The sequence below is a fragment of the Azohydromonas lata NBRC 102462 genome (assembly GCF_001571085.1).
Lineage (GTDB): Bacteria > Pseudomonadota > Gammaproteobacteria > Burkholderiales > Burkholderiaceae_C > Azohydromonas > Azohydromonas lata.
Genome location: NZ_BCTC01000003.1, coordinates 137,736 through 149,196, shown reverse-complemented (window position 1 = coordinate 149,196; position 11,461 = coordinate 137,736). Strand labels below are relative to the sequence as shown.

General features: G+C 73.0%; 6 protein-coding genes and 1 pseudogene. 1 reads left to right on the top strand and 6 read right to left on the bottom strand.

Annotated features, from left to right (window positions below):
- The 5 genes and pseudogenes from ALA01S_RS02540 to ALA01S_RS02520 all read right to left on the bottom strand — a co-directional run.
- The coding region (locus ALA01S_RS02540; protein WP_507762106.1) for a response regulator at positions 1-198 on the bottom strand (198 nt) is incomplete at its 3' end.
- Positions 198-2,393 (bottom strand): annotated as a pseudogene (locus ALA01S_RS02535) (ATP-binding protein). The gene ALA01S_RS02540 and the pseudogene ALA01S_RS02535, both read right to left, overlap by 1 nt.
- Positions 2,374-2,979, bottom strand: coding sequence for a biliverdin-producing heme oxygenase (locus ALA01S_RS02530; protein ID WP_066331567.1), 606 nt, complete (start codon positions 2,977-2,979; stop codon positions 2,374-2,376). The pseudogene ALA01S_RS02535 and the gene ALA01S_RS02530 overlap by 20 nt, the downstream one beginning before the upstream one ends.
- Positions 2,980-3,145: 166 nt before the next feature.
- Positions 3,146-5,848 (bottom strand): ATP-binding protein, encoded by a 2,703-nt coding sequence (locus tag ALA01S_RS02525; protein WP_157118713.1) that lies wholly within the window; start codon positions 5,846-5,848, stop codon positions 3,146-3,148.
- 394 nt (positions 5,849-6,242) lie between these two features.
- Entirely contained in the window at positions 6,243-7,778 is a 1,536-nt protein-coding gene (locus tag ALA01S_RS02520; RefSeq protein WP_066331562.1) for a hybrid sensor histidine kinase/response regulator, read from the bottom strand.
- Positions 7,779-8,069: 291 nt separating this feature from the next.
- Here ALA01S_RS02520 and ALA01S_RS02515 point away from each other — a divergent pair, with 291 nt between their 5' ends.
- The gene (locus tag ALA01S_RS02515) at positions 8,070-8,789 is read left to right on the top strand and encodes a Crp/Fnr family transcriptional regulator (protein ID WP_066331560.1); all 720 of its coding nucleotides are present in this window, start codon (positions 8,070-8,072) and stop codon (positions 8,787-8,789) included.
- 9 nt (positions 8,790-8,798) lie between these two features.
- On the opposite strand, the gene ALA01S_RS02510 is transcribed toward ALA01S_RS02515, so the two are convergent.
- Positions 8,799-11,426: a sensor histidine kinase gene (locus tag ALA01S_RS02510; RefSeq protein ID WP_066331557.1), complete on the bottom strand. Its 2,628-nt coding sequence runs from the start codon at positions 11,424-11,426 to the stop codon at positions 8,799-8,801.
- Positions 11,427-11,461 lie beyond the last annotated feature (35 nt).

Here is an 11,461-nt window from a genome sequence, read left to right as displayed (position 1 = left end):
TTTCAGGTCCAGCAGGATCACCGCGGGGTTGCCGGGCTCGCGATGGGCGAAGTCGCCTTCGCGCTGCAGGTACTCCAGCGCCTGGGCGCCGTCGCGCACCACGACCACGTCGTTGGCGAGCTGGGTGCGTTCCAGCGCCAGCAGGGTGAGCTCGAGGTCGCGCGGGTCGTCCTCGACGAGCAATATGGGTTTGAGCATCAGGGTTCCTGGGAAGGCATGGGAAGGACGAAGCCGAAGACCGCGCCTTGGCCGGGCTCGGATCGAGCCCAGACCTGGCCGCCGTGGCGTTCCACGATGCGGCGCACGTTGGCCAGTCCTATGCCCGTGCCTTCGAATTCTTCAGCCTAGTGCAGGCGCTGGAAGACGCCGAACAGCTTCTCGGCATATTTCATGGGAAAGCCCACGCCGTTGTCGCGCACTTCCAGGCCCACGCCGTTTGGGCGCTGCACGGGCAGCACCTCGATCACGGCCGGGCTGCGCTCGCGGGTGTACTTGAAAGCGTTGTCCAGCAGGTTGCGCACGACGGTCTGCACCAGCAGCGCGTCGCCCCACAGCGGCGGCAGCGCGTGCACCCGCCACTGCACCTGGCGCCCTTGCTGCTGCCGGGCGAGCTCGGCCACGAGGTCGGCCACCAGCAGGCCGGTGCCGATCTGGCTGCGCTTGAGCGCGGCGCGGCCCATGCGGGAGAAGTCCAGCAGCGCGTCCACGAGCTTGCCGGCGTAGGTGGCGGCTTCCTTGACGTGGCCGAGGTAGCGGCGCGAGCGCTCGCCCAGGCCCGCGCCGTCTTCGCCGTCGAGCACCAGGTCCACGAAGCCGGCGATGTGGCGCATGGGCGCGCGCAGGTCGTGCGAGACGGTGTAGGAGAAGGCTTCCAGCTCCTTGTTGACGCGGCCGAGCTCGGTGGCGAACTCGGCCATCTCCTCGGCGCGGCGCAGCACGATGCCGATGAGCGCCTGGCGCAGCTCCAGCGCCGCCGACACCTCGCTGGGTGCCCAGGGCAGCGAGCGCCCGCGCAGCAGCTCCTCCCAGCTTGCGAAGCTGCGCCGCGGATGCAGCCGCCCGTCGCCCTGCTGCACCGGCTTGCGCGGCTCGCCGGCCCAGCGCACCGTCTGCACGACCTCGGGGCGGAACCACATCACCACGTGGCGGTGCACCTGCGAGATGGAGACGGCCAGCACGCCGGCGGCCACGGCGTCGCCCTCGGCGGGCGGCGCGGGCAGCGGCAGCACCTGTTCCACGCGGTCGCTGCAGGCCACTTCGCGGTCCTGCTGCGTGGCCCAGCGGGCCAGGGCCTGTATGCGCGCCGCGGGCGGGCATTCGCCCAGCGTCCAGCAGTCGCCGTCCAGCACCACGGCGGCACCGGTGGCGCGCGCCAGGCGCAGCAGCGCGGGCTCGGCGGCCAGGCTGCGCAGCGTGCCGTCGCTATCGGCCAGGCGCGACACCAGCTCCAGCGTGATCCGGCGCAGCTCCAGGCGGCGCGCGACCTCGGCGTTGTCCTCGCGCGCCTCGATCTGCAGCGACAGCAGCCGCCCAAGGTGCTCGCAGGCCACGCGGGTCTCGAAGGGCACGTGGCGCGGCGCGTGGTCGTGGCAGGAGATCAGGCCCCACAGCCGTCCGCGCACGGTGATGGACACCGACATGGACGCCAGCGTGCCCATGTTGCGCATGTATTCCAGGTGCAGCGGCGAGACGCTGCGCAGCGCCGCCCACGACAGGTCCATGCCCGTGGGCCGCCAGGCCGCGTCCACGCAGCGCAGCGGCACGGGCGTGTAGCGGGCGTCGGGGATGAGGCGAATCTGGTTGAGCAGGTAGAGCTGCCGCGCCTGCGCGGGGAGGTCGGCCGCGGGGAAGCGGTGGCCCAGGTAGGCGTCGTAGCCCTGGTCCAGCACCTCGGCCAGCACCTCGCCGTGGTCCTCCTCGTCGAAGCGGTAGGCCAGGCAGCGGCCGAAGCCGGTGAGCCGCTTCATCTCTTCCACGGCCAGCGCCAGCAGCGCTTGCACGGACGCGGCGGCCTGCAGCCGCGGCAGCCAGTGGTGGGCCAGCCCGTACACCGGCGCCTGCAGGCCCAGCGGCGGCGCCGCGGGTTCGAGCTCCAGCACCACCAGGCCCGGCGCGCGGTGGCCGGTGACGTCCCAGCGCGTGCCGCGCTCCAGCGTCACCGTGCCCAGCGGCACGGGCGCCTCGCCCAAGCGCAGCGCGGCCACGCGCTGCGGCAGCCAGCCGTTCCACTGCGGCAGCGGTGGGGCCTCGGCCCAGTTCTCGCTGAGGGCCACGAGGCGGCCATCGCCCTCGGCCAGCACCAGCATGCGGCCGTGGGGCTGAATGCCGCCGGGCACCCGTATGGGCTCGTCGGCGCAGTCGTTGAGGTCGGCGTCAGGCAGCGGCAGGTCCATGGTCCAGCACGTGCTCGAAACAGGCCCGCAAGGCCGCGAAAGTGGCAACGGCCGCGGCGCAGGCGCTGCCCAGCGCCGCGTCGTCCTCGCCCAGCGCCTGCGCCAGGCGCTCGCGGAACTCCGCCCACATGGCGCCGGTGCGTGCTCCCCAGCCGTTGAAGTAGGCCGCGCCGTTGTCAGGCCCCAGGCCCCAGCGCTCGCGCACCACGCGCGCGATGAGCTGCCCGCCCAAAGCTGAACCCTCCAGCACGTACAGCGACCCGAACACCGCGCCGGTGTCGGCCAGGGCCAGCGCGGCCACCGGGTCGTCCATGGGGAAGGGCTGCAGGCCCAGCGCCGCGAGGTCGCGCGCCAGCAGGGGCGCGCGCGAGCGCTGGTCGAACCAGCCGCGCAGCGCCGCGGGCAGGTGCGGGCGCAACCGCGCCTCCCAGGCCGGGACGAAGGCACCGAAGCCGGCAAGCACGCGCTCGTAGTGCTCGCGCCGCAGCGCCGCCTGGTCCAGCTGGAGCAAGGCCTCTATGGCCTCGTGCTGGGCAGCGCAGGCCTGTCTCAGCGCGCCGGTGATGGTCGTGCCCTGTTGATTCATCCCCGGGGTGATGGTGGAAGTGGCTTAGGGCGGCCGATTTTGGCCCATGGGGTTTGCCCGGGGTTCCTGGGGCGGCAATCTTTTTGTCGTCAATGCACGATTTGTGAAGGACTTGGCGACCGCGCGCCGTGTCGCAAATGCTTACCTTTGCCTGTGCGGCGCGCGATCAGCGCTGAGGGCCGTCGCGGCGTTCCTGCACGGCCTGCAGCACGTCCCCGAGCCGGGCGAAGTTCACCGGCTTGCTGAGGTGGCCGTCCATGCCCGCGGCGTGGACCTGGGTCACGTCCTGCTCGAAAGCCCGACCCGTGACGGCCCACAACGGCACGCGGCCCGCGGCGCCGGGCAGGGCGCGGATGCGGCGCGCGGCCTCCAGCCCGTCCAGGCCCGGCATCTCCACGTCCATGAGCACCAGGTCCACCCCGCCCTCGGCCACGCGGGCGATGGCCGATTCGCCGTCGGCGCACTCCAGCACCCTGTGGCCGCGCTGGCGCAGCAGCGCGCCCAGCACCTCGCGGTTGATGGCCACGTCGTCCACCACCAGCACGCGCAGCGTGGGGGCGCGGCCCGGCGCGAGGTGGGCCGGCGCGGGCGGCGCCACGGGCGCCAGGGCCTCGGCTGGGGCGCGTTCGAAGGGCACGTGCAGCCGCACCGCCGTGCCTTGGCCGGGCGTGGATTCCACCGCGATGTCGCCGCCCATGGCCTGCACCAGGCGGCGGCTGATCCACAGTCCCAGCCCCGTGCCGCCGTAGCGGCGCGAGGTGAAGCTCTCGGCCTGCGCGAAGGGCTCGAACAGCCGCGCGCGCTGCTCGCCGCTGAGGCCTATGCCCGTGTCGCGCACCTCGATGTCCACCGGCAGCAGCCCCGGCGGCGTGCCCGTGCCGCCGGGCCGGCGCAGCGTCAGCGTCACGCCGCCGTGCTCCGTGAACTTCAGCGCGTTGGACAGCAGGTTGGAGAGCACCTGCTGCAGCCGCGCGGCGTCGCCCAGCACCCAGGGCAGCTCGCCGTCGGCCAGCGCCAGCGTCAGGCGCAGGCCCTTGGCCGCGGCGCTGGGGGCGAACAGCTCGTGGCAGCCCTGCAGCACCGCTTCCAGGCGCAGGGGCTGGCGCTCCAGCTCCAGCCGCTCGGCTTCGATCTTGGCCAGGTCCAGCACCTCGTTGAGGATGCGCAGCAACTGCTCGCCGGCCTGGTGGATGCGTTGGGCGTTGACGCGGTTGTCGGGGTCGGCCAGCCGCGCCTGCAGCAGTTGCGCGTAGCCCAGGATGCCGTTGAGCGGCGTGCGCAGCTCGTGGCTCATGGCGGCCAGGAAGCGGTCCTTGGCCTCGCTGGCGCGCTGGGCCTGGGTGCGCGCGAGCTCCAGCGGCGTGATGTCGAGCACGATGCCGTCGAGCACCCGGTCCTGTGTGGCCTCGCCCTGGTCGCGCGGCACCAGCGTGGCCTGCATGCTGCGCCACGCGTCGTCGGCGCCGCGCACGCGGAAGGTGAAGGTCAGCGGCGCGCGCTCGTCGCGGGCCTGGTGCAGCACGGGCCCCAGGCGCTCGCGGTCGGCCTCGTCCACGCGGCTGAGCCAGGCGCAGCCGCTGCGGTCGGCCAGGATGTGCTGGCGCGGCAGCCCCAGGTAGTGCTCGGCCGAGGCGCTGAGGTAGCGGTAGTGCACCTCGTCGCCGCGCTGCACGCGGGTGAACAGCAGCCCGGGCAGGGCGCGGCCGACGTTGGCCAGGTCGCCGCGCACGTCCTCCAGCGCCGCGCGCAGCGCCGCCTCCTTGTCGCGCAACTGGTCCACCAGGGCCAGCACCACCTCGTGCAGGTTGGCGAACTCCGCGGGCAGCAGCCGCGGCGGCGGCACGGCGGCGCCGCCGGCCACGCCGCGCACGCGCGCCAGGAATTGCCCAAGCGGCAGCAGCACCAGCGTGGACAGCAGCCAGGCCAGCGCCGTGGCGCCCACGACCAGCAGCCCCGCCGAGCCCCACACCCAGCGCAATGCCGCGGCGTTGGCCTCCTCCAGCGCCTGCACGGGCGTGCGCACCAGCGTCACCCAGCCCAGCCCCGCGTAAGGGTCGCTGCCGCGGCTGGCGGCCCAGGCGGTGACGTAGTGGCGCCCGTCCGGCCAGGCCAGCACGGTCCAGCCCTCGGCCCCGTGCGAGAGCAGCGGCTGCAGCGGCAGCGGCGCGCCCATCTCGCCCTCGGGGCCCAGGCGCTGGCGCGCGTCGCGCCCGGCGATGAAGAGCTGCGAGCCCTGCGCCGGCGCCGCGCGCGCGTACAGCGCGATGCGCTCGCGCAGCCACGGCCAGGACACGTGCACCGACAGCACGCCGGCCACGCCGCCGTCCGCGGTGCGCAGCGGCGCGGCGATGTCGATGAAGCGCCAGGGCTCTCCCTTGGGCAGCGGCGGCAGCAGCCCGGCCAGCAGCCTGGCTTCGCGCACGTCGCCGAAGTGCAGGCCGTTCAGGGCCGCGCCCCACCAGCCGCGCCCCGACACGTCCCGCCCCACCAGCCGGTCGTGCGGTGCCGCCAGCACGCGCCCGCGCGCGTCGGCGATGCCGGCCCAAGCGAAGTTGGGCGCGTCGAACAGGCCTTCGAGCAGCAAACGCAATGGCGCGGGCTGCAGCCGCGGATCCATGTGCATGATCAGCCGCGCCTGCGCCTGCAGGTCGTGCCCCATGCGGCCCAGGTCGGCGTCCACCGTCGCGGCCACCGCCGAGGCCTGCTGCAGGTTGAGCGCACCGGCGGTGGCCTGCGCCTGCTCGCGCAACTGCACCGTGCGCATCGCGCCCAACACGCCGGCCACCAGCGTGCTCAACAGCAGCGCCATCAGCGTCAGCAGGGTGCGCAGGCCAAGCCGACGCCGCGAGGAGTTTTCAGATCTCGGCACGAAGAAAAACAGGGTTGGTCTACAGGACTTGCCGGAACGCGCTGGCCTCTATATGTCTGAAGACTGGATTGAATTCGTGAAATTGAGGCGAAAATTTTAATTGCTGCAGCGCGACATAAACCCTGAATGACATTTTTTAATCGAACACATAACTCGGCAAATTGGCCTGGCCAAGAGGAGCGGTGTAAGTTTCAATCCATCATTGCGGGCCAGATTGCTACGGCAATGGGTACATTTTCATTCGCCTGAGGATTGAATAAATACAAAAACTTCCGTATGGCGATTGAAATCGCGGCCGTCGGCAGACGGCTTTCGGCTGGAATAGGTGGGCAGGAGAAAATTCCCATTGCGCTTGTTCGGCTTTGCAGGGGCCCGTGATATTTCCGGGCAGGTTTCAGCCTGCAGCCAGCTCCACGTGCACCACGGTGCCCTGGCCCGCGACGCTGTTGAGCTCCAGCGTGCCGCCCATGGCCTGCACCGTGCTGCGGGCGGTGACCAGGCCCATGCCGGCGCCTTCGATGCCGGAGTGTTCGCGCCCGGCGCGTGAAAACGCCTGGAAGAGCTGGGCTTGGCGGTCGGCCGTGATGCCCTGGCCGTCGTCGGCCACCGTGATGCGCACGCGGTCGCCGTTGCGCTGGGCCTGCAGCCAGACGTGGCCGCCCTCGCGCCCGTACTTGATGGCGTTGGACACCAGCCCGTGCACCACCTTCTGCAGCCGCGAGGGCTCGGCCATCACGCGCATGGCGCCCTCCATGACGTTGTGCAGGCTGGTGCGGCTGGCCAGGGCCTGCGCCGCCAGCGGAGCGATCGCGGCCTGCACGCATTCCAGCAGCGGCACGGGGCGCAGCTGCAGGCTGCGGCGCAGCTCGTCGCCCTGCTGCAGGTCCAGCAAATCCTCCACCAGCGACAGCAACTGGTGGCCGGCCTCGTCGATGAAGCCGATGTAGCGCTGCGCCGTCTCGTCCGCGTTGCCCGGCAGGCTGCGCAGCAGTTGGGCGAAGCCCAGCACGGCGTTGAGCGGGGTGCGCATCTCGTGGCTGGCGCGAGAGAGCAGGTGGGTCTGCGCGTCGCGCTGCGCCTGCAGCGCCTGCAGTTGGGCGCGCTTGACGTCGAGCTGCTCCTGGCGCAGCAGCCGCTCGGTGGCGTCGCGCAGCACCAGCACGGCGCCCATGCGGCGGCCGCTGTCGTGCTCCACCGGCGCGGCGGACTCGTCCACCATCACCGTGGCAGGCACGCCCGCCGCGCCGCCGGGCGCCGCGCGCACCAGCAACTGCCGCGCGTGGCGCACTTCCACGGCCCGGCCTTCGCGCAGCGCCTGCAGCGCGGCCAGCGGCGCCTCCTCCTGCGGGGCAAAGCGCACCACCTCGTCCACCGGGCGGCCCAGCGCCTCGGCCGCGCTCCAGCCGGTGAGCGCCTCGGCCGCCGGGTTCATGAAGCGCAGCGTGGCATCGGCGTCGAGCACGATCACGCCGTCCTGCACGCCGTGCAGCGTGCAGGCGAACCAGCGGTCGGACTCGCGCTGCGCGCGCTCCAGCGCCGCGCGCGCAAGCGCCACCTCGATGGCCGCGCGCAGCTCGCGGGCCTGGAAAGGCTTGGTGAGGAAGCCGTAGGGCGCGGTCTGCGCGGCGCGGGCCACCGTCTCGTCGTCGCTGTGAGAGGTCAGGAAGATCACCGGCGGCTCGCCGCTGCGACCCAGGCGCGCAGCGGTCTCCACGCCGTCGAGCGCGCCCTGTATGCGTATGTCCATCAGCACCAGCGCGGGCGGCTCCTGCGCCGCCAGTGCCAGCGCCTGCTCGCCCGTGCGCGCCGGCCCGGCCACGCGGTAGCTCATGTCCTGCAGCTCCAGCTTCAGGTCCAGGGCGATCACGGCCTCGTCTTCAACGATGAGGATGAGGGGAGGCTGCTTCGTGGCGTCGGAAGGCTGGGGCATGCCGCGGGTGCAATGAGGTCCGTCGAAAAAGGCCGGACGGCGCCGCGAGGCCCGGAGCCCCAGACCGGCGCACGCCCTCGCCTGGTATCAGGCGCAGCATAGCCAAACAAGTTGACACGCTTGTAAGGCTTTCGCGCCAAGACGTACTTCGGCGAAACAGCGCCGGTGTTGAGCACGCCGCTGCGGCCGTCCCGGGCGGTCCAGGGCGCGGCGGCCCCGCCGTTGGGCCGCCGTCCCTGCAGGGCACGCACGTTGCCGCTGCGCCGGGGGAGGCTCATGGAGAGGTTCGACATGCAGGAACAGGCCGGCGCGCCGGACAGGCCGCACAACCGCTTGCTGGAGTCCTTGCTGCGCGAATGTCCGCAGCTCGCCGGCGCGCTGGTGCACCGCAGCGTGGCGGCTGGCACCGAGCTGTACGCCGAGGGCGCGCCGCTGACGGAGGTGCACTTTCCGCTGCGCGGCGTGGTGTCCATCGTCGTGCGGCTGCGCGAGGGCGGCACGGCCGACGTGCAGACCATAGGCAACGAGGGCCTGGTGGGCCTGCCGGCCTGGCTGGGCATAGGCCGCAGCCCCGACACCGTGCTGCAGCAGGCGCCGGGCGAGATGGCCAGCCTCGCGGCGGAGGTGCTGCGCCCGGCGCTGCAGGCCAGCGCGGCGGCGCGCGCGCTGCTGGACAGCTACGCCGCCTACAGCTTTCGCGCCGGCAGCCAGACCTGCGCCTGCAACACCCACCACACGGTGCGCCAGCGCCTGTGCCGCTGGGTGCTGGCCTCGGCCGACCGCGACGGCTCGCAGGAGCTGGCGCTCACGCAGGCCACGCTGGCGGAGATGCTGGGCGTGCGCCGCCAGTCGGTGAGCGAGGTGCTGGTGGAGCTGCACCAGGCCGGCGTGGTGCAGCAGCGGCGCAACCGCATCTGCATCCTCGACCGCGAGCGGCTGCAACTGTCGGCCTGCGAGTGCTACGCCACGGTGCGCGAGGTGTACGCGCGGCTGGTGGAGCCGCGGCTGTAGGCCCGGCCCTCAATCCGGCAGGTGCAGCGCCAGCGTCACCGTGAACCGGCTGCCGCGCCCCGGCTCGCTGTCCAGCGCCAGCGTGCCCCCCATGAGCGCCACCAGGCGGCGGACGATGGACAGCCCTAGACCCGTGCCGCCGAAGCGCCGCGTGGTGGAGCTGTCGGCCTGCGTGAAGGCTTCGAAGATGCGCGCCTGCACCGCCGGCGCGATGCCTATGCCGCTGTCCTCCACCTCCAGGCGCAGTGCCGCGCGGCGGCTGCCGTCCGGGTCCGCCAGCCGCTGCGCGCGCAGGACGACGTGGCCTGCCTCGGTGAACTTCACCGCGTTGCCCAGCAGGTTGTTGAGCACCTGCCTGAGCCGCACCGGGTCGCCGCACACGCGCGCGGGCAGCGCGGGGTCGACGTCCAGGCGCAGGGCCAGGCCTTTGTGCCCGGCCTGCACGCCGGCTTGGGCCGCAAGCTCCCGCAGCAGCGCGGGCAGCTCGAAGGGCACGTGCTCCAGCGCCATCTCGCCGGCTTCGATCTTGGAGAGGTCCAGCACGTCGTTGACGAGGGCGAGCAACTGCTCGCCGGCCGCGGCGATGTGGCCCACGAACTCGCGCTGGCGCCCCTGCAGCGGCATTTGCTGCAGCAAGTGGCTCAGGCCGATGACGGCATTGAGCGGCGTGCGGATCTCGTGGCTCATGTTGGCCAGGAAGGCGCTCTTGGCGCGGTTGGCGGCCTCGGCCTGCTCGGTGCGCTGCTGCAGCGCGCGCTCCAGGCGCTGGCGCTCGGAGAGGTCCGCGATCACGGCCAGGAAGCCCACGGCCCGCCCGCGCGCGTCGCGCAGCAGGCTGATGTTGAGCAGCCCGGGAAAGCGCGTGCCGTCGGCGCGCACGTAGGTCCACTGGCCGTGCTGCGCCGGCTCGCCGTTGGGCCGCCCGCCGCTCGGCCGCTCGCGGCTGCGCAGCGCCTGGCGGAACCACCCGGGGAGGGCGGCGGCGTTGTCGTGCACCACCTGCGGAAAGCGCCAGGCGTTCGCTTGGATCTCCGCCTCGTCGTAGAAGTCCAGGATGGAGCGGCCCAGGGCCTGCGCCGCGGGCACGCGCAGCAGCGCCTCGGCCGCGGGGTTGAAGAGGGTGATGCGGCTGGCCAGGTCGGTGCGGACGATGGCGCTGGCGGCGCTCGCGAGGATGGCGCGCAGCTCGTCGGTGCGCTGCTGCACCTGCTCCTCCAGCGTGACGTTGAGCTCCACGATGCGCGCCTGCGCCGCGCGCTGCCCGCGCAGGTCGCGCAGCGTGGTGGCCGCGCCGCTGACGCGGCCCTGCGCGTCGTGCGTGGGCGACACCGACAGCGACACGTCCAGCGGCTGCCCCTGGCGGTTGAGCCGCAGCGTGTCGAAGGGCGGCACGCCTTCGCCGCGGCGCACGCGCTCCAGCACCTCGTGCGCCTGCTCGCGCAGCCAGGGCGGGACCGTGAGCTGCGTGAAGCCCTGGCCCAGCACCTCCTCTTCGCGCCAGCCCAGCAGGCGCTGGGCAGCGGGGTTCCAGCTCGTGATCTCGTCGTCCGGCGAGTGGCCGACGATGGCGTCGTGCGAGCCCTCCACCACCGCGGCCAGCCGCTCGCGGCCCGCGTGGATGACGCGCTCGCGCTGCGCCGCGCGCTGCAGCCCGGCCAGCAGCAGCGCCAGCAGGGCTCCCACCGCGGCCACCACCGCCGCCACTTCCAGCGGCGAGCGCAGGTTCAGGCGTGCGGCAAAAGGCGGCAGCGGCTGCGCGCGCAGCTGCCACAGCCGGCCGTAGAGCGGCAGCGGGACGACGGCCACCGGGTCGCCGGCCGCCGGCTCGCGCCAGCCCGCGGAGGTGTGGAAGACGGTGGGCGGCTGCTGCTGCGGCGTGGCGTCCAGCAAGGCCAGCGAGATGGCGCCGCCCTCGTCGTTGAAGCCGCGCAGCACCTCCTCCATCACCAGCGTGACGGCGGTCCAGCCGAAGGCGTCAAGCTCGCGCCGTTGCGGCGGCGGCGTCACCATGCCGCGGTACAGCGGCAGCAGCAACGCAAAGCCGCTGCCCGCGTGGCCGCTGGCCTGGCGCAGGGTCAGCGGCGGGGTCAGGCGCGGCTCGGCGCTGGCAAGCGCGGCCCAGGCGTTGTCGCGCCGCACGGGATCGGAGGCGATGTCCAAGCCCACCGCCTCGGCGTTGCCTTGCAGCGGCTCGGCGTACTGGACGACGAAGCGCTCGCCCGCGTGCGGCTGCAACTGCCGGATGCGGAAATCCGCCGGCCCCTGGCGCCGTTGGGCCGCCACGAAGCCGGCCTCCTGCGCCGCCGGCACGCGGCTTATGAACACGAAGCCCCGCGCGCCCGGGTACTGGCGCGGCATGTCCAGCGCGGCGCCGAAGCGCCTGAACGCGTCGCGCGACACCTCTTCGGCGCTGCTGCCCGCGGCAAAGACGGCGCTGCGCGCGGACAGCAGGCCGTACTCGTAGGTCTGCATGCGCCGGCGCAGCCGCTCGGCGGCGCGCTCGGCCGCGGCCTGCAAACGCTCGAAGAGGTAGATCTCGTTGGCCTGCTGCTGCCACGCGCCGGCCAGCACGGCCCCCGCCAGCGCGGCCACGAACAGCGCCAGCGGCGCGCGTGGCAGCTTGCGATGCTTCTCCATGCCCGCAGCGGGTGTGCGTCGGCCCAACGTGTGGC